At 34.2% G+C, this 19462-nt stretch carries 18 protein-coding genes and 1 pseudogene; 12 read left to right on the forward strand and 7 right to left on the reverse strand.

Features of this window, described 5'->3' with window-relative positions; translation table 11 throughout:
* Positions 1-868 (forward strand): malate:quinone oxidoreductase (locus tag HMPREF3264_RS12050; RefSeq protein ID WP_176746848.1); only part of this gene is annotated, 868 nt, incomplete at its 5' end.
* Between the two features lie 988 nt (positions 869-1856).
* On the opposite strand, the gene HMPREF3264_RS12060 is transcribed toward HMPREF3264_RS12050, so the two are convergent.
* A complete protein-coding gene (locus HMPREF3264_RS12060) occupies positions 1857-2381 on the reverse strand; it encodes a VOC family protein (RefSeq protein ID WP_070873464.1) in 525 nt (174 codons plus the stop codon).
* Between the two features lie 262 nt (positions 2382-2643).
* On the opposite strand from HMPREF3264_RS12060, the gene HMPREF3264_RS12065 reads away from it, so the two are divergent.
* Complete coding sequence (locus HMPREF3264_RS12065; RefSeq protein ID WP_037541759.1) at positions 2644-3159, forward strand: YceI family protein; 516 nt, start codon at positions 2644-2646, stop codon at positions 3157-3159.
* Positions 3160-3307: 148 nt separating this feature from the next.
* On the opposite strand, the gene HMPREF3264_RS13170 is transcribed toward HMPREF3264_RS12065, so the two are convergent.
* Together HMPREF3264_RS13170 and HMPREF3264_RS12075 are read right to left on the reverse strand one after the other, a co-directional pair.
* Complete coding sequence (locus tag HMPREF3264_RS13170) at positions 3308-3445, reverse strand: type I toxin-antitoxin system Fst family toxin (RefSeq protein WP_141764504.1); 138 nt, start codon at positions 3443-3445, stop codon at positions 3308-3310.
* 188 nt (positions 3446-3633) lie between these two features.
* On the reverse strand, positions 3634-4611 hold the full coding sequence (locus HMPREF3264_RS12075) for an SMP-30/gluconolactonase/LRE family protein (protein WP_070873466.1): 978 nt from the start codon (positions 4609-4611) through the stop codon (positions 3634-3636).
* 315 nt (positions 4612-4926) lie between these two features.
* Between HMPREF3264_RS12075 and HMPREF3264_RS12080 the strand changes: the two genes are divergently transcribed.
* The 4 genes from HMPREF3264_RS12080 (at position 4927) to pcp (ending at position 8528) form a co-directional block, all read left to right on the forward strand.
* Entirely contained in the window at positions 4927-5889 is a 963-nt protein-coding gene (locus HMPREF3264_RS12080) for an oxygen-dependent tRNA uridine(34) hydroxylase TrhO (protein ID WP_070873467.1), read from the forward strand.
* A 354-nt stretch (positions 5890-6243) separates the two neighbouring features.
* Entirely contained in the window at positions 6244-6948 is a 705-nt protein-coding gene (locus tag HMPREF3264_RS12085) for a DUF969 domain-containing protein (protein ID WP_070873468.1), read from the forward strand.
* Positions 6941-7867 carry a DUF979 domain-containing protein gene (locus tag HMPREF3264_RS12090; RefSeq protein ID WP_070873469.1) on the forward strand — a complete coding sequence of 309 codons (927 nt, stop codon included), beginning with the start codon at positions 6941-6943 and terminating at the stop codon, positions 7865-7867. The genes HMPREF3264_RS12085 and HMPREF3264_RS12090 overlap by 8 nt, the downstream gene beginning before the upstream one ends.
* Before the next feature lie 22 nt (positions 7868-7889).
* Positions 7890-8528, forward strand: a complete 639-nt coding sequence (gene pcp / locus HMPREF3264_RS12095) for a pyroglutamyl-peptidase I (RefSeq protein WP_070873470.1) — start codon at positions 7890-7892, stop codon at positions 8526-8528.
* A 210-nt stretch (positions 8529-8738) separates the two neighbouring features.
* Here the strand turns inward: pcp and HMPREF3264_RS12515 are convergent.
* A pseudogene (locus HMPREF3264_RS12515) lies at positions 8739-9298 on the reverse strand (hypothetical protein).
* A 157-nt stretch (positions 9299-9455) separates the two neighbouring features.
* Between HMPREF3264_RS12515 and HMPREF3264_RS12105 the strand changes: the two are divergent.
* Together HMPREF3264_RS12105 and HMPREF3264_RS12110 are read left to right on the forward strand one after the other, a co-directional pair.
* Positions 9456-9920 (forward strand): DinB family protein, encoded by a 465-nt coding sequence (locus HMPREF3264_RS12105; protein WP_070873471.1) that lies wholly within the window; start codon positions 9456-9458, stop codon positions 9918-9920.
* 179 nt (positions 9921-10099) lie between these two features.
* Positions 10100-11518, forward strand: coding sequence for an anion permease (locus HMPREF3264_RS12110; protein ID WP_070873472.1), 1419 nt, complete (start codon positions 10100-10102; stop codon positions 11516-11518).
* Positions 11519-11566: 48 nt separating this feature from the next.
* Here the strand turns inward: HMPREF3264_RS12110 and HMPREF3264_RS12115 are convergent, their stop codons facing one another.
* Positions 11567-12157: a TetR/AcrR family transcriptional regulator gene (locus HMPREF3264_RS12115; protein ID WP_070873473.1), complete on the reverse strand. Its 591-nt coding sequence runs from the start codon at positions 12155-12157 to the stop codon at positions 11567-11569.
* A 203-nt stretch (positions 12158-12360) separates the two neighbouring features.
* On the opposite strand from HMPREF3264_RS12115, the gene HMPREF3264_RS12120 reads away from it, so the two are divergent.
* Both HMPREF3264_RS12120 and HMPREF3264_RS12125 read left to right on the forward strand, forming a co-directional pair.
* Positions 12361-13440 carry an amidohydrolase family protein gene (locus tag HMPREF3264_RS12120; RefSeq protein WP_049402045.1) on the forward strand — a complete coding sequence of 360 codons (1080 nt, stop codon included), beginning with the start codon at positions 12361-12363 and terminating at the stop codon, positions 13438-13440.
* Between the two features lie 12 nt (positions 13441-13452).
* Complete coding sequence (locus HMPREF3264_RS12125) at positions 13453-15930, forward strand: MMPL family transporter (protein WP_070873474.1); 2478 nt, start codon at positions 13453-13455, stop codon at positions 15928-15930.
* A gap of 102 nt (positions 15931-16032) precedes the next feature.
* Here the strand turns inward: HMPREF3264_RS12125 and rarD are convergent, their stop codons facing one another.
* Together rarD and HMPREF3264_RS12135 are read right to left on the reverse strand one after the other, a co-directional pair.
* A complete protein-coding gene (gene rarD, locus HMPREF3264_RS12130; protein ID WP_002444791.1) occupies positions 16033-16935 on the reverse strand; it encodes an EamA family transporter RarD in 903 nt (300 codons plus the stop codon).
* Between the two features lie 180 nt (positions 16936-17115).
* Positions 17116-17325: a zinc ribbon domain-containing protein gene (locus HMPREF3264_RS12135; protein ID WP_002444793.1), complete on the reverse strand. Its 210-nt coding sequence runs from the start codon at positions 17323-17325 to the stop codon at positions 17116-17118.
* Positions 17326-17504: 179 nt separating this feature from the next.
* Between HMPREF3264_RS12135 and HMPREF3264_RS12140 the strand changes: the two genes are divergently transcribed.
* Together HMPREF3264_RS12140 and HMPREF3264_RS12145 are read left to right on the forward strand one after the other, a co-directional pair.
* The gene (locus tag HMPREF3264_RS12140) at positions 17505-18518 is read left to right on the forward strand and encodes a HoxN/HupN/NixA family nickel/cobalt transporter (protein WP_070873475.1); all 1014 of its coding nucleotides are present in this window, start codon (positions 17505-17507) and stop codon (positions 18516-18518) included.
* A gap of 154 nt (positions 18519-18672) precedes the next feature.
* Positions 18673-19462 (forward strand): SDR family oxidoreductase (locus tag HMPREF3264_RS12145; protein ID WP_070873476.1); only part of this gene is annotated, 790 nt, incomplete at its 3' end.

The raw sequence follows: 19462 nt of genomic DNA on the forward strand, positions 1-19462 counted from the left end.
TGATTTTAACCGACGTCAAGATGGTACATGGGAAGTGAAAGTAAGAAATCGCAACAACGGTTCTGAAGAAACTGTATTAGCGGATTACGTCTTTATTGGTGCTGGTGGTGGCGCTATTCCACTATTACAAAAAACTGGTATCCCTGAAAGTAAGCACTTAGGCGGGTTCCCTATTAGCGGTCAGTTCTTAATATGTACCAACCCTGCAGTTATTAATGAACATGACGTTAAAGTTTACGGTAAAGAACCACCTGGCACACCGCCAATGACTGTACCTCATCTCGATACACGTTATATTGATGGTGAAAGAACATTATTATTTGGGCCTTTTGCGAACGTTGGGCCTAAATTCTTAAAAAATGGTTCTAACTTAGATCTATTTAAATCTGTTAAACCATACAACATCACAACTTTACTTGCAGCTGCTGCTAAAAATTTACCTTTAATTAAGTATTCAATCGATCAAGTATTGATGACTAAAGAAGGTTGTATGAACCATCTACGCACGTTCTACCCTGAAGCACGTGACGAAGATTGGCAATTATACACTGCAGGTAAACGTGTTCAAGTTATTAAAGATACGCCTGAGCACGGTAAAGGATTCATTCAATTTGGTACAGAAGTTGTTAACTCTGAAGATCACTCTGTCATTGCATTATTAGGTGAATCACCAGGAGCTTCAACTTCAGTTTCAGTAGCGTTAGAAGTTTTAGAAAGAAACTTCGCTGATTATGAAAATGAATGGAAACCTAAAATACAAAAAATGATTCCATCATATGGTCAATCTCTTATCAATGATATTCAATTAATGAGAGAAACACGTAAACAAACATCAAAAGATTTAGAATTAAATTATTATGAATCTTAATAATTAACCATTTCCCTACAAAATATTAAGATTCTATAACGGGTTATCCCCCCTTAACCCAAAACCTTTAATAAATATTGTAAAATTTTGAAGTAACTTTTAAACTAACAAAAGTTGAAATTAATTTAACCTTATTCCCTATATCCCTTTCGGAGAGAGCCAACTTCGAAAGGGATTATTTTATATAAACTTGGCAACAAAGTAAAATTAAGTAAGAGGGTCGCTTATTTTAACGACGTGTTGATTTCAGTCTCATTTTAACTGCGTCTTAATGTATAAAAGACAAGCATCACAATATGAAGAAGCCCAAAACCTATTATTCCTAAAAATACAATAAATGAAAGGTTATCAAAAGGCTTAAAATAGTTTACTGCCTCTTTCCAATTTATAAAATAGTCACTACATTTCCACGATATTAAAATCCCTAAAAGTCTACTTATTAAAATGATGAAATAGCTCTTCAGGTCGAATGAAAAACAACCCAAAATAATCAAAATAATAATAAATGGTATGTAACCCCACATTGTATACGTCTTATAATCTACAATCATGCCAATGAATTCAATCGGTATTAAACTTAAGATTATCCATATGCCACGTTTAATCGATATCATTGAAACACACCTCCACTTATTAAGAACGTATCATTTTAATGAATGAAATAAAACTAATCTTAAGACAAAAAATTCACTCATCGTATGACGAGTGAATAAATTGGAAATTTCAGGAGAATTAAATTATAAAAAAAGAACGATAAGATAAAAGTGGAAAGTTGCTTTTATGTCTGAGGTAATGAAGAATAATCTTTGAATGCATAAAGAATAAATGTCCATGGACGAATATGTACATTTATCTATGTGCAAACCACTCATTATCTATCGTTCTATAATCGTAATAATTACGATTTAAAATTATGTTACTGCTTCTTATATTTAAAGTCAATTAAAAACTTGTTTGCTCTCTAAAATGTCATTTCTGTTTAAATCTCTTATTCCTCTGGCGTAAACACTTCCGCCTCACTGTCTGGAGGATAATAAAATCCATTAGGAACAGTTTGTAATTCGATAAGACTTCCCCAAGACGTTTTAACATAAACTGTTTGGTTTCCATCAGTATCTTCATATCTTGTATTGCTATGTGACTCAGATATAGGCTTCCCGCCTGCCGATCTTACTTTTGCGACAGCCGCTTCGAAATCATCCACATAAAATGAAATATGCGTATAGCCCACATCTTGTAACGATTCAGGCCCTCGTTGTTTTGCATTTTCAAATTCAAACATTTCTATATTAGGCCCATTCCCAAATACCATCATCCGTTTGTGAACAATTTGAACACCTTTACCTATGCCAAGGATGTGTTCGACATGCTTACCTCCCCGCGGTTCTTCGTCTTTTCTTTGACTATCATATGCAATTTTCCCATCTAAACCTTTTTTGAAAAATTCCGTAGCCTCTTCTATATCAGGTACTGTTAAACCAATATGATTGATACCTCTTGAGATATCTTTCATACCCATTCACCTCTCTATAGTTCAATTTAGAAATCATTTATCACAACGATTATTCCCTACATCAATCATCCCCACACATAGTTACATTCGAATACAATTGATAATTTATATCCAAAAAGGGTAATTAATAAATAGAAGACATTAAAAAAATTTATCCAACATCATACTTCTCTATTGCAACTTGACCATCCTAGTATTATAATATTTATATCAGGTATAAAAATTATATCTAAACATAATAAAAAAAAGGGGCAATTATTTTATGACACAATTTACATTTGATCCAGTACACAGCGATATTCAATTCCAAATCAAACACTTAATGGTTTCTAAAGTAAAAGGTACATTCACACAATTCGATGTTCAATTAGATGGAGACATTAATGACTTAAGTTCACTAAAAGCAACTGCAACTATCATTCCAAGCTCAATCGATACTCAAAATGAAGATAGAGACAATCACTTAAAATCTGGAGACTTCTTCGCTACAGATGAAAATGATAAATGGACATTTGAAACTAAAGAAATATCAGAAAATAAAGTAACTGGCGATTTAACTATTAAAGGTGAAACACATGAAGAAACATTTGACGTTGAATTTAATGGCGTAAGCAAAAATCCTATGAATGGTGCGCAAGTAACAGGATTCATCGTTACTGGTACAATCGATCGTGAAAAATATGGCATCAGCTTCAACCAAGCTTTAGAAACTGGTGGCGTAATGTTAGGTAAAGACGTAAAATTCGAAGCATCTGCTGAATTCAGTTTAGAAGATTAATAGAATGCAACATCACTATCATTTTACATTGCAATATGTTACACATGGTGGTATAATACATTTGTAAATTAGTTCCATTAGCAACACCAAACCCCTCACTACCGTCGCTTATACTGAGGGGTTATTTAATGGTGGGCTATAGCGTCGCTTATTTTTTATTACGATTGTCTAGCCAAAACTTAAATATCGTAACAATGCATCCTGTAATCACAGGAGCTATGATAGAGAAAAAATTAGCTCCATTAGCATTACACCTCCTTCCTTTGAAATTATCGCTGGAAGTGATAGCGACGCTTTGTTATAGCATCATAGTGTAATATATTACTAATTGACTATAATTAATAATTTCTCCACATATAACCAACCATTTTTAGAGAATTTAACCATTTATATAAAATTCTTTCTTATCCTATAGCCCAATTTTTAATTTACGCCATTTTTAATTTACTTTTTTCTTCCAAAACAAACCTAGGGTTATTGAAATTGATAACTCTGATGTCCTTTGGCAAATCCATTTATTGTGTAAATCATTGAACCACCTTCAGAACCATTCTCAATATCATTCGTACAAATTAACAATTGATTCGTTTCAGGAATAAATTGTGGATGTGTTGAACGTAGCATTTTACCTTCATCACGGCCTGGCATTAGAATTTGACCAATCGGGTAACCTTTTTTATTAAAGACTAAGACACGTCCTTGACCATACATTGCTACATAAAGGTTGTCATCACTATCGATACAGCATGAATCTGGACCTTCATGTCCTGTGAAATAATATGGAATCGTCGCTCCAAACGGTGCGATAGTCACTCCATCTTCTTCTAATTCAATACGATGTAGACGATTGGTAGTTGTTTCAGTAACCCATAGTACGCGTTCATCAGTACTTAGCGCTACACCATTTGCTACGGAGATATTTTGAATCACTGGTGTGATTGACTTAAAGTCCGGAGAAACATAATATACGCCCCCAAGAGGCTTCGTAGAGTATCCTCTGAAGTCAGTAAAATAAAAGCCACCTTTACTATCGAAGACCATATCATCAATACAATATTCTGTATTCAATTCAGAAACGATTTCTTCAAATTGTTCTCCTTCCTCATTAGTCGCAAAGATGCCCCCAGTAGTTTTAAAATCGCCTAAATAACATACAAATAAACGCCCGTCTTTATGAAATTTGATTGCTGCAGGATTTGTTTTTTCAGATACAAATGAACGTGAAACCTCTTTCGTAGAAGGATCTACCTTAAAAATATTTCCTTCAAAGACATCTAATAAAAATAAATGGCCTTCACGATTAAAGTTTAACCCCTCTAACTGCAACCCTCTATCTGAAATTTTCACCCAAGGTTCTGCTGTAACTGTTTGCAACTCATTTTCAGATACAATTGGCGCAACACTTGCAGATTTCCCAATATATTTTAATGTAGGAAAGTCTTGATTATTCATAATTCAAACCCCTCTTTCTCTTTTTAACACTTTGTTACTATTTTATAAGAACTTATGCTAATTGTCATTACAGCGATATGATATCGCTTACATTTAAATATATTCTCTCTGAAAATGACGTGCAATATAGGCTTACATTTTCAAAAAATATCGTCTTTAAGAATGATTTATGTGCTAGTATATTGAAACTCTTTATCATTTTGGTACAATATTATAATGGTAAAAATGTAAACAGCATCAATATTTATAAGCTTATGACATTTATATAAATCATCGTCCCTATATAGAGAAGAATTGAAAGAGGAGAATGTAAGAATGGATTATAGAGTACTTTTATACTATAAATACGTAACAATCGATGACCCCGAAACATTTGCTGCAGAACATTTAGAATTCTGCAAAGAAAATAATTTAAAAGGTAGAATCTTAGTTTCTACAGAAGGCATTAATGGTACTTTATCTGGTACAAAAGAAGATACAGATAAATATATTGAACATATGCATGCAGATGAACGTTTCGCTGACTTAACCTTCAAAATTGACGAAGCTGATGGTCATGCATTCAAAAAAATGCACGTTCGACCAAGAACAGAAATCGTTGCTTTAGGTTTAGAAGATGATGTAGACCCTCGCGTAACAACAGGTAAATACTATTCACCTAAAGAATTTAAAGAAGCTTTAGAAGATGAAGATACAATTATCTTAGATGCACGTAATGACTATGAATTCGATTTAGGCCATTTCCGTGGCGCAGTTCGTCCTGACATCACACGTTTCCGCGACTTACCTGAATGGATTCGTAATAATAAAGATCAATTAGATGGTAAAAATATTGTGACATATTGCACTGGCGGTATCCGTTGCGAAAAATTCTCAGGTTGGTTAGTTAAGGAAGGTTTCGAAAATGTAGGACAATTACACGGTGGTATTGCAACTTACGGTAAAGACCCTGAGACTAAAGGTGAATACTGGGATGGCAAAATGTACGTTTTCGATGAACGTATTAGTGTTGATGTGAACCAAGTTGAAAAAACTGTTATCGGTAAAGAACACTTCGATGGCACACCTTGTGAGCGTTATATTAACTGTGCAAACCCAGAATGTAATAAACAAATTCTTGTTTCAGAAGAAAACGAGGAAAAATACTTAGGCGCATGCTCATATGACTGCGCAAAACATGAACGTAATCGTTATGTTGCAAAACATGATATTAGTGATGAAGAATGGAATCGTCGTTTAGAGAACTTTAAAGATGTTCCAGAACATGCACACGCTTAAGTGATAACTACTTTAGCCCTTAAAATGAGTTAACTAGAATTCATTTTAAGGGCTTATTTTATATCCATATTCCGATGCGCTATTTAGAATTAAACATTTTGCAGTAGATTTTTTACATTAATCCAAGAATTCGATATTTCTCCCTCCTGTTATTTATAATTTGAAAGTTTTATTACTTTAATTTGTCACAAATTATTACACTTTTTCTAATTTGTTTTATCTTCTCTTTTTCAATAAATATAGCTATGCTAATATTAAGAAAATTAAAACTTATTTATTAATTTCTTTCCGTAGCTATTGTTTTAAACAATGTATAAAAATGGAAAGAGATTATCGTAACAAAGGAGCGTTTTTATGGAATGGATTAAATTGATTGGTATTTTAATCATTATTATTGGCTTTATCCTTAAGTTCGACACCATCGCAATTATTTTGATTGCAGCTGTAACAACAGGTCTTGTTGCTGGTATGGATATAGTCGAAGTGCTATCTACACTTGGCAAAGCCTTTGTCGATCAACGTCTCGTAACGCTATTTATGCTTACTCTCCCGATGGTTGGTTTGATTGAGCGTTTTGGATTAAAACAACAAGCATCAAAACTCATTAGTAACGTCAAGAAAATTACCACCGGGCGACTTCTTACTTTATATTTAATTATTCGTGAAATTGCTGGTGTTGCTTCAATTCGTGTCGGAGGTCATCCTCAATTCGTTAGACCTTTAATTAACCCAATGGTTCAAGGTGCCCTTCGTACGCGTTACAGCCTATCCGACAAAGACGTTGATAATAAAGACATTGAAAAGTTAAAAGCTGAAGCTTCGGCAATGGAGAACTATGGTAACTTCTTCGGACAAAACTTATTCGTGGGAGCTGCTGGTGTTTTACTTATGGTTGGCACATTCCAAACACTCAACATCAAAGTCAACACGTTGAGCTTAGTACTCGCGTCAATTCCAATTGCTATTATCACTTTGATTCTCGTGTGGATTAAAAATATTCTGCTCGATTGCTATTTCAATAAAAAATATGGACATAAAGAGGTAAAAGATCATGAGTGAAACAACTTTAAATCATATTTTAGAAATCTTCTACATCCTTATCGGGCTACAATTTTTATATACTGCTTATCGTTCTTTACGCTCAACTGATAAATCTAAAAGTTTAGGTACTGCAGCATTCTGGACGATACTGGCTGTACTTTTCATAGGTGGTCCTTATATTCCAAACGTGATTAACGGCATTCTCGTTCTATCTATGGGTGTGTTGACCCTTTTCAAACAAGTAAAAATTAAAAATATTATCGACGTCACGGATAAGGAAGCAGAAAAGGGATCTGCCAAGTATGGCAATAAACTCTTTATTCCTGCGGTTGTCTTAGCTGTGGTAGCGGTCATCGTCTCGAACTGGACGCCTCTAGGTGGAGCTATTGGTCTTGGCGTGTCATCTGTAGTTGGATTGATTACAGCGCTATTGATTATTAAACCCAAGCTATCATTCACATTATATGATAGTGATCGTTTAACACAACAAGTTGGTACAACTGGCATCCTACCTCAGTTCTTAGCGGCACTTGGCGTGCTCTTTACTGCAAGCGGTGTGGGACAAGTAATTTCAAAAGGGATTTCCTCATTCTTACCTGAAGGCAATCATCTTATCGGTGCCATAGCCTATATTCTAGGTATGGTACTCTTTACAATGTTGATGGGTAATGCCTTTGCTGCCTTTACAGTGATTACCGCAAGTATCGGCATTCCATTCGTTATATCACAAGGCGGAGATCCTATTGTTGCTGGTGCACTCGCAATGACAGCTGGTTTCTGTGGAACACTACTCACACCTATGGCCGCAAATTTTAACACCTTACCCGTTGCGTTATTAGAGATGAAACAAGAGTTTGGTGTCATTAAAGCACAAGCCCCTATCGCACTCGTATTAATTGTTATTCATATTGCATTGATGTATTTTTGGGCATTTTAAATATTAAAGGAGGTCACAAATTATGAAAATTCTAGTTACAGCATTTGATCCTTTCGGAGGAGAGAAGATGAATCCAGCTTTAGAAGCAGTCAAACAATTAGATGATACTATCGGCGATCATAGCATCACAAAGTTAGAAATCCCGACAGTCTTTCATGAATCGAAAGAGGTCATTTCTAAAGCCTTAGCTGAAAATGATTTCGATGTCGTCTTAGCAATTGGTCAAGCGGGAGGTCGATTTGAAATCACACCTGAACGTCTTGGTATTAACATTGATGATGCACGTATTGCAGATAATAAAGAAAATCAACCTATTGATGAAGTCATTCAAAAAGATGGCCCACCAGCTTACTTCTCAAATTTACCTGTGAAAAAGATGACAGAAGCAATCAAAAATGCCGGTGTACCAGGTAGATTATCAAATACTGCAGGAACATTTGTATGTAATCATGTTCTATATCAATTAGGTTATTTAGCTGACAAATCATATCCAGGTTTGCGATTTGGTTTCATTCATGTACCATTTATTCCAGAACAAACGATTAATAAACCGGACAAACCTTCAATGTCTATTCATACAATTGTTAAAGGATTAACAGCTGCAATCAAAGCAATTGATACCCTTGAAGATAAAAAAGTCGCATTAGGAGAAACACATTAATTATATTTTCAACAACAAAACAAGAGGTCGGAACAAAAGTGTTTAGGATTTGAGCAGAACCGAACGATGAGCAAAATTGTTTCTCAAATTTTGTCGAATTGTGAGTGTTACTGCCGAAAATCCTGCTTTTGGGACGCCGTTAGTCGGTTTCCCAGAGCATAAACTTTAAAGTTCCCAACCTCTTCTTATTTTTAAAATTTCTATTTGTTTTTAAATGATTGGTGGGCCTGTGGTGTCTGGACTAAATGGATTCCATACACTTCGAGTCACATGAACATTTGCGAAGGAATGTAAAATCAGTATAAATAATAATTGATTCTCATTAAATACTTCATGGTTCCCTTCCACGTGTGCATAGTCACCAATCTGTTTCCAACTTGCTATCTCATTTTCTCTTTTCGTATCTTTAATTACCGTATATCTATTTTCATCTGAATGAATATTGTAAATGACTCCATTATATTTCATTATTCCGTATGTTTCTTCCCGACCGTTACTTTGTTTATCGAATAGAATTTGAGATTCCCCACTACTCGAATAGTAGGTTACCTCGAAATGCTTTTGTGTCATTTGGGTCTTTACTTTAACATGCGCTATCAAATGTTGTTGGTTATCATAAATCGTGAATTGATTAAATTTAAAGCCCATAGTGAAGAACGTTGGAAAACATTACTATATTTTTTCTGTATCGTACCAATATGTTTATCTGAATTCCCTTTAATGTCGGAAGATTTTGTAGAAAATCGATTTCGCTTAAAGTATTTATACATGCTTTCACCTATATTTAATATGTCTTACTTTTATGATAAACAAACCTTTATAATGAATTCAAATCGTTTCTATCCTATATGAGTAGTCATTTTCCAAAGCGGGTAGACAAATCCTGTAAGAATGATTAAGTAATCACTTGAAAGGGTGTTATAGAGAATGACTAAAACAGTTTATGATGTTATAGATTTCGGTGTGAATTATATCAGAAGTGTTTATGACGACTGGGATGTGGTGAAAGTATTAGATAAAGATGATAGCGTATTTCCAAATACATTGCATTGGCAATATGGACATGTGTTAACTGTGTTCGAAGAAGCGTTATCTATGGGTAACCAAGAAGTTGTAGATGTTGAAAAGTATGGCCGATTATTTGGTACTGGCACAAAACCAGCTGACTGGGGGAATGAAGACGTACCTTCAATTGAAAGCATTTTAAATGATATTAAAACGTTACCTGAGCGTGCGAGACATTTAACTGATAAGGACCTTGAAAAAGAAGTAGATCAACCTGTCGCAGGATGTAAAACTTTAGAAGAATTTCTTGTACTGAACGCATTACACATCCCATTACATGCGGGTAAAATCGAAGAAATGACACGTGTGTTAAAATCTGCACAATAAACCTTTTGATTATTCCGATGGCTTATGATTAAGCTGTCGGATTTTTTATGTTTTCAAAAATGTAGCACCTTTATTGATAATCTTTCTCATTAAAATTCTTTTAGGTCTGTACATATCATATTCAGAAGACTATGATTGAAATGTAAAAAAGAACATTAAAAGAAAGAAGGAAAGTTATTATGGAGAATACGGTAAAATATCGTAAATTCATCCTACCAATTGTCGTAGGTTTGATTATTTGGGCGCTTACCCCTTTTAAACCTGATGCCTTAAATGATCAAGCTTGGTACATGTTCGCGATCTTTGTTGCTACGATTATCGCATGTATCACACAACCTATGACCATCGGTGCTGTATCTATCATTGGCTTTACGATTATGGTACTCGTTGGCATTATGGATACTAAATCGGCTGTTCAAGGATTTGGTAATAGTAGTATCTGGCTGATTGCTATGGCCTTTTTCATTTCAAGAGGGTTTGTTAAAACTGGTCTTGGTCGACGGATTGCACTCCAATTCGTTAAATTGTTCGGTAAGAAAACGTTAGGACTAGCGTATTCACTCGTTGGTGTTGATTTAATTTTAGCACCAGCAACGCCTAGTAACACTGCACGTGCAGGCGGAATTATGTTCCCTATTATCAAATCTCTTTCAGAATCTTTTGGTTCAACACCTAAAGATGGTACTGAAAGAAAGATGGGTGCCTTTTTAATTTTCACAGAATTCCAAGGCAACTTAATTACTGCGGCCATGTTCTTAACGGCAATGGCTGGTAACCCTATTGCTCAAAGTTTAGCTGAGAAGACTGCACATGTTCACATCACATGGATGAATTGGTTTATTGCAGCTATCGTGCCTGGTCTTATTTCACTTATTGTTGTTCCATTCATTATTTATAAGATGTACCCTCCAACTGTTAAAGAAACGCCTAACGCTAGAAAATGGGCAAACGAACAATTAGATGAAATGGGCAAAATATCTTTAGCGGAGAAATTTATGATTGCGATTTTTATCATCGCATTAGCACTATGGGTAACAGGAAGCTTTATCAATGTTGACGCAACGCTCACAGCATTTATTGCGTTATCACTTCTATTACTTACTGGTGTATTAAATTGGAAAGATATTTTAAATGAAACTGGGGCGTGGAATACACTTGTATGGTTCTCAGTTCTTGTACTTATGGCTGATCAGTTAAATAAACTAGGATTTATTCCTTGGTTAAGTAAAATCATCGCACATAGTTTAGGTGGATTTAGTTGGCCAATCGTACTTATTTTACTTATCTTATTCTTCTTCTATTCACACTATTTATTCGCAAGTGCAACGGCACACGTCAGTGCAATGTATGCCGCACTCCTAGGCGTAGCCGTAGCAGCTGGAGCACCACCATTATTTAGTGCACTAATGTTAGGTTTCTTCGGTAACTTACTTGCTTCAACAACGCATTATAGTAGTGGTCCGGCACCAATCCTTTATGCATCAGGTTATGTGTCTCAGAAACGTTGGTGGCTGATGAACCTCGTACTCGGTATCGTGTACTTTATAATTTGGATTGGTTTAGGTTCACTATGGATGAAATTAATTGGTATTATGTAGTGCTGAATCGCTCTTTTTAGGGCGATTCTTTTATTATAGATAAGCTTTTTACTTACACTCGGCTTCTATTCCTAACATTTGATGGACGGGATGATTTGAAATTTCTACGAGTACTTTAGCTATATAGTGTGATCCATATTCCACTTCACTATTCATCCAGCGTTCAATAACCCCTAGATGACCATATATTGTATGGTTCAATATAATATCCTTTTTAAAGTCAATGTTCACCTCGTTCTTCTCCAGTAAAGGATAATAGATTTCCTCTCTTACTTTTTGAACAAGTAAAGCCCTGAAATACGTATTATTCATATTCATAATTAGCACTTTGATAAATTCAAAGTTAAGTTCAATAAATTCTAATAATCTATAAAATGAAATTTCAAAATCTATGTTGAAAATCGCATCTTCATTCATTGGGTTACTTTTCACATATTCAATCATTTCATTGATGGTTTCTTCAATAATTGAATTAAGGAAGTCATCTTTACTTTTATAATGTAAATAAAAAGTACTCCTATTGATATTTGCTGCATTCGCAAGTTGCTGAATCGTAATTTTTGAATAACTTTCCTCATTCATTAGTTGTGTTAATCCCTTTTTCAAATACTTATTTGTTCTGATTTGACGTTTATCCATTCTAGACAACTCCTAACTTAAGTCTATTAAATCTAATTTAATTAACATTTCACCCTAATTTGTTTATTAAGTCGTTTTCCGCAAAATTTTAAGGAGGACATTCTTATTCTTCTGTGCTATTTTATCTAATAGACACAACGTCTATTAAGTTCGTTTATATTGTATCAGAAATCAATGGTAATTAATAAAGGGAGGTTCTTATTATGAATAATAAACGAGAGATTATAGATATTCATCACCATATTATTCCTAAAATTTATAAAGATGCATTAAAGAAAATTGGCGTTACCACTGCGGGTGGCTACCCTATCAAAGATTGGGAACCTCAAGATAGTATTCAAATGATGGATGCATTGAACATTCAAGTTGGTGTCACATCTATCTCAGAACCAGCGACATTACCTTTTAAAAGAAAACAAGCAGCGAAAGTCGCACGTGAAGTTAATGAGTATCAAGCTGAACTTAAGCGCACCTATCCAGGAAGATTTAAATGTTTAGCATTACTTCCTATGCCTCACGTTAAAGAAACGATTAAAGAAATCGAATATGCTTTAGATGTTTTAAAACTAGATGGTGTAGGTTTGCTTTCAAACTATGATCAATCTTATTTAGGTGACGATGAATTTGATAAAGTGATGGCTAACTTGAATCAACGTGATGCCATTGTATTCGTCCATCCTAGTTCTGCATCATCTCGGTTTAAAGCACCTCAATTTGTATTTGCTGACTTTATTGAAGAATTTACTTTTAACACAACGCGCGCTGCTTCGAATTTAATTTTCAGTGGAACGATGGAGCGCTATTCAAATATTAAATTTATCTTAGCGCATGCTGGTGGAACCTTACCGTATTTGAAATGGCGTATTAATGAAACGTTAAATACTCAAAAATATGTAATGGAAGATCCTAAAAATAGACTTAAATCATTTATTACTGGTAAAAAATCAGATTTAGCTAAAGAAGTTGCCAAACATCCAATTCGATACGCTAAAATGTTCAAAACATATAAAAAAGGGTTGGATCGTTGGAGCACTTTATCACAATCTGCTGAAGATTATATGCGTCAATTTTATTATGATACAGCACTATCAACAGGTGAATCGGCATTCGCCAGTTTAAATGAAGTAACGGACAAATCACATATTTTATTTGGTTCAGATGCACATTATGCCCCAAATGATTGGATTGCCAAAATGGAGAAAAACATTGAAGAATCTAGGTATTTTAATGAAAATGATAAACAAAATATTTTCCAAGGAAATACTGCTCAAATTTTGAAATAGGAGGAAAAAATGATGAAGGCTTTATTAAAATTTAAATGGCCGATATCCATATTAGTGATTATTGTTATCGCTCTATCCCTTATTTTCTCACCTAATTTATCTCAACTTGCAAAAGAGAAAGGTGAAATTAAGCCTCCGAGTGATACTACATCACAAAAATATGAACAAATGTTAAAAGATGTCGGTGCAAACTCTAATTCTATGGTCGCTGTCATCGACTTGAAGAAACCGATTAACAGTAATGGAAACGACCAATTAGAATCTTATATTAAAAAAATTAAAAAAGTAGATAACGTTGATAACGTCATCTCACCATATACTAATAAAGAAACATTCAATAAAGTCGTTTCTAAAGATAAGAAAACGGTCATGCTTCCGATAGAGTTAAAATCTAGTAACTCTGAAAAGGTCGCAAACAATATCAACAAAATAGATCAACATTTCAAAGGTGTGTATTTAACAAATAATGATTTAATGACCAAAGATATTAATAAAAGTGCTGATGCAGGCTTACAAAAAACTGAAATTGTTACGGTCATTCTCATTTTAATTATTTTATTTGTGGTGTTCCGCTCAGTAGTCACACCATTCATCCCATTATTTATTGTGGGTATTTCATATGTATTTAGTTCTGCAATTGTAGCGATATTAGTAAAATACTTTGATTTCCCAGTGTCCGTGTATATTCAGCCGTTCCTCGTAGCTTTACTATTCGGTATTGGCACAGATTATTGTATTTTATTACTCAACCGCTTCAAAGAAGAACTAGGTAAAAATGATAAATCAACTGCTGTTTATAACACGTTTGTAAGTGGTGGTAAAACTATCTTATTATGTGGACTTACAATTTTCGTAAGTTTCTTAGTCATTTTATTTGCTAAATTCGACTTATTTAAATCTGCCATTGGCATTGGTATTGGTGTCATTTGTTTAATGCTCGTTATTTACACATTATTACCATTGATTATGTCATTGTTAGGTGAAAAAATCTTTTGGCCTAGTAAGAAATCTACAAGCCACAAAGATAACAAATTCTGGGGTAAGTTGGGTTCATTTTCAATTAAAAATGCATTCCTCACTATCTTAGTGATACTCGCAGTATTTATCCCATTAATTTACTTTACACCTAATAAAATCACTTACGATAACACAAATGAAATTAGTGATAGCTATCACTCAGTTAAAGCCATCAACATCATTAAAGATAAATTTGAACTTGGTGAAGCCTTCCCAGTTACTATTGCCATTAAAGACGACCACAAATTAACAACGAGCAAGGGATTAGGAGATCTCGAATCACTTTCTAAAAGTATTAATAAAATAGATGGTGTGAAAGGCGTAAACACAGTCACTCGTCCTACAGGTACACCAATCAAACAACTATCAGCAACAAATCAACTCGATACGATTCAGAAGAAATTAAATAAAGCCAATAATGGTTTAGGACAAGTGAATAGTGGCTTAGGAGATATGCAAAGTAAAGTTGAGCCTTATACTAACTCTGAAAAGGTTCAACAACAAATGCAACAAGGCTCTCAAAATCCACAAGCTGCATCACAAAGTATCACGCAACAAGCTGGTCAATTATCTCAAGGCTTACAACAAGCCCAACAAGGTAACCAAAAAGTAATGAACGGTCAAAAAGAGATTCAATCTTACTTAGACGGTATGGCCAACGATAAGAGCGTGAACCAATCTGGTATGTATATCTCTGATGACATGATGAAAAACAAAGATATGAAACAAGCCATTCATCAGTACAGTGACGATAATGGAAAAGTGGTACTGCTCAACGTAGAGCTTGATAAAAATCCTTATTCTAAGTCTGCGTTTAAAACATTAAATGCCATTAAGGATACAGTTTCAAATCAAACGAATGATACAAGCTTTGATCACAGTAAAATTGAATATGGTGGAATTACGTCACAAAACTCTGATTTAGACCACACAATTAATTCAGATATGCAAAAAGTGATTATACTCATGTCATTAATCACATTTATCGTACTCGTTATATTTAAACGCTCAATTATTATGCCACTATATATGATGTTCTCAATACTCCTCACATACTATGTATCAATGAGTATTGCTAATCTCATATTCGATCATGCATTCGGTGGTAATGGCGTATTACTTGTCGTACCATTCTTTAGTTTAGTTATTCTCTTCTCACTGGGTATCGATTATGCTATTTTCTTACTCAATCGATTTAACGAAGAGGTTCAAAACGATGATATTCATACTGCACTGATTACTGCTATGAAGAAAATGGGTACAGTTATTATTACAGCATGTATCATTATTATCGGAACGGTGGCAGCACTTTATACATCTGGTGCGCTCACATTAATGCAAATCGCTACCGTATTAATTATTGGATTGCTTATTTATAACTTACTCATCTTACCTTTATTCATTCCGTCTATGGTGGCTACATTTGGTAAAGGAAATTGGTGGCCATTTAAGATTCATAATAAAGAAAAATAAATAATCGCTAGATATAGAAATAGCACCCTACACTTCAAATGAATGTGAGGGTGCTATTTTTTAAATATATGTGCCTTTTACTGAGAAAATATAATGAAATAATTATTTTGCAATTGGATTTCTTTTAATATTCATATATTGAGAAATGCTGTATAAAATAATTCCTATCCAGATAAAGATAAATGTAATAAGTTGATTGATATCGAATTTTTCTTTAAATACAAAGATACCAAGTATAAACATAATCGTTGGCCCTACATATTGAATAAATCCTGTCAGTGATAAAGGTATACGTTTCGCTCCTGCAGAGAACAGTATTAATGGAATCGCTGTGACTGCCCCTGAAAAGATAAGCCAAAACGATGACATGTTGAAACCAAATGTCATGTGATGTTGCTGCCATAAATAAATGACATATATAATACCCGCTGGTGCAGTTACAATGCATTCGATAGCTATACTACTAATCGCATCAATGTGAACAACCTTTTTAAGGAGACCATAGACGCCAAACGATAATGCAAGCATGATAGATACGAATGGGAATTCTCCTATTTTGATTGTCATATAGAGTACACCGATTAATGCAAAGATAATTGCTAGCCATTCAAATTTGTTGAATCTCTCTTTTAAGAAAATAAGTGCAAGCACAATACTGACTAGAGGATTAATATAATAACCTAGACTCGATTGAAGTACATGACCATTCGTTACGGCCCAGATAAAGGTTCCCCAATTAATCGTAATCACATATCCAGCCACAATAATTGCGATGAGTTGTATAGGATGTGAAAATAACTGATTCACATCTCTGATGAACGCTTGTCGTTGATTGCGTCCTACGATAAGTACAAGAATCATAAAAATCATTGAGAAAATGATTCTAAAAGCAAGTATTTCGAAAGCGCCGATATGATTGATGAGCTCCCAGTACATAGGAAGAATTCCCCATAATACATACGCGCCTAACGCAAAAAATATTCCCTTTTTATACTCAGATGCCATGATAAGCCCCCTCACTCTATGTAAAATAAAAAATGAGCATTATTTCAGCTCATTTGATAGTATGCTTATTTAGTTTACTAATTCTACTCAATGAATGATACAAATCTGTTTGTGAGTACAGACTGAGTGATTAAATTTTTACTCGCCATGAATGAATACGATCATTTAAACGATGAAGTTTTATCCTCCAAAGAATAAATCTATAAAGTCACTTGTACGGTTTGCGCTTTCTTTATAAAACTCAGTATAACCACAATTTGTACATGTAATTGTTTTAAAATTATTATGTTGAATGTCGAACATTTTCGATAAACCTGATCCAGTCGCCGATAGTGTTCCTTCCTCAATTTCAGTGTGACCACACTTTACGCAACCTTTTTCTTCAGACATATATTTTCCTCCTTACAATTACCTTCTTTTCATTGATTACACACTCAACTATTACACATTGGATACTGAATGAAACACAATTAGGTATAACAGTGTTGTCACTTTTTCTTACAAATTATAGGTATTTCTATGATTAAAGCGTAAAATAATTGCATCACATATGGAAAGTAGGTTATTCAGTGAGTAAGATAAATCACCGTAAATTAAGTTGGCTCCCCTATATCACTATCGTTATCTTTTTACATATCATCGGGTTTAGTTTCTTATGGATTGCTGGAAAAGATCATCATATTCTCTTTGGAATGGGCATTCTTGCCTATACACTCGGTTTGCGACATGCGTTTGATGCGGATCATATCGCTGCTATTGATAACACCGTTCGTAAATTATTACAACAGCGCCGTGACCCTGTCGGCGTAGGTTTTTATTTTTCGATTGGACATTCGACTGTTGTCTTTTTAATGGCAGTATTGCTTGGAATCTCTGTTAAATGGGCTAAAAGCGAACTACCTCATTTTCAAGACATTGGTGGAACCATTGGTACACTGGTTTCAGGTTTCTTCCTCGTGTTAATTGGTATATTGAATTTAATTATATTAGTTTCTCTCATAAAATTATTTGCCAAATTGCGTCATCAACGTGTTAATGAAGAGGAAGTTGATGCGTTATTAGAAGCACGCGGTTTTGTATCACGTTTTGTAGGTCCATACTTCAAGGTGATTAGTCGTAGTTGGCATGTATTACCTTTAGGATTTTTATTTGGTTTAGGCTTTGATACCGCAAGCGAAATTGCTTTACTCGCATTATCATCAGGTGCTTCTCAACAAGCTATTTCATTTATCGGCATTTTGTCTTTACCTATTTTATTCGCTTCAGGTATGAGTTTATTAGATACATTAGATGGTATTGTGATGAAATCAGCTTACAACTGGGCATTCTTCAATCCTATTCGTAAGATTTATTACAATATCACAATCACAGCTATTTCCGTGATTGCAGCCTTAGTGATTGGTGTCATTGAATTACTTCAAATTATAGCTGATAAGTTTGACTTTAAAGGGCGTTTTTGGGATTTTATTCAATCCATTCAATTTGATTATTTAGGTTACATTCTAGTCGCATTATTTTTGGTAACATGGCTGATTTCTACGCTAATTTGGAAATTTGGAAATGTAGAACAACATTGGTCATAAACAAAGCCGTCCAGACGTCTTTTAGTTCATAAGATGTCTGGGCGGTTTTTCATTTTCCTGAAAACAACTAAAGCTACCGTCATTAATCTTATCAATTGACTTTAATATTTGAATAGTAAATACTTAACCAACATTAAACAAAGGAGAATATGTAATGAATAAAAAGATCGTGCTCATTACCGGAGCATCAACTGGGTTAGGTTATGAAACTGCCATCTTACTGGCAAAGCAAGGGTATAAAGTTTATGCGACAATGCGTAACTTAAATAAACAAGATACACTATTACAAATAGCACAAGAAAATAATTTAGATATAATCATTCAACAACTTGATGTAACTGATATAGAGAGTATTCAAACTACTGTTAAAAGAATCTTAAAGAATGAAGAAAAAATAGATATATTAATTAATAATGCAGGAGCTGGATTTGTTAAGACAACAGAATACGCGAGTGATGACGAAATCATGTGGCAATTGAATTTAAATTTGATGGGTGTGATTCGTATGACGAAAGCAGTCTTACCTTCAATGAGAGCACGTAGAGAAGGTCATATTATTAATATTTCATCTGTAGGTGGTTTGGTAGGTCAACCTTTCAATGAAATATATTGCGCAACTAAATTCGGTGTCGAAGGTTATACTGAAGCACTCTCAAGCTATGTACAACCTAAGTTCAACGTTAAATTTTCAGTGATTGAACCAGGAGGCATTCAATCTGAATTCACAAATAACGTTATGGCTCAACTCGATTCAACGGGAGGCATTCAAAGCGATGAATATAAACCTATTCTTAATACTTATTTAAACGGTCTTAAGAAAAATTATGGCCCCGGTTCGTCTCAAACATCAAATGAAGTCGCACAAGTCATCCTTAATACAATAGAAAATGAAGAACCACCTATTCGAACACGTACCTCTCCATGGTCTGAAACATTTACAGAGT

It is taken from the genome of Staphylococcus sp. HMSC62A08 (assembly GCF_001839105.1).
Classification (GTDB): domain Bacteria; phylum Bacillota; class Bacilli; order Staphylococcales; family Staphylococcaceae; genus Staphylococcus; species Staphylococcus caprae.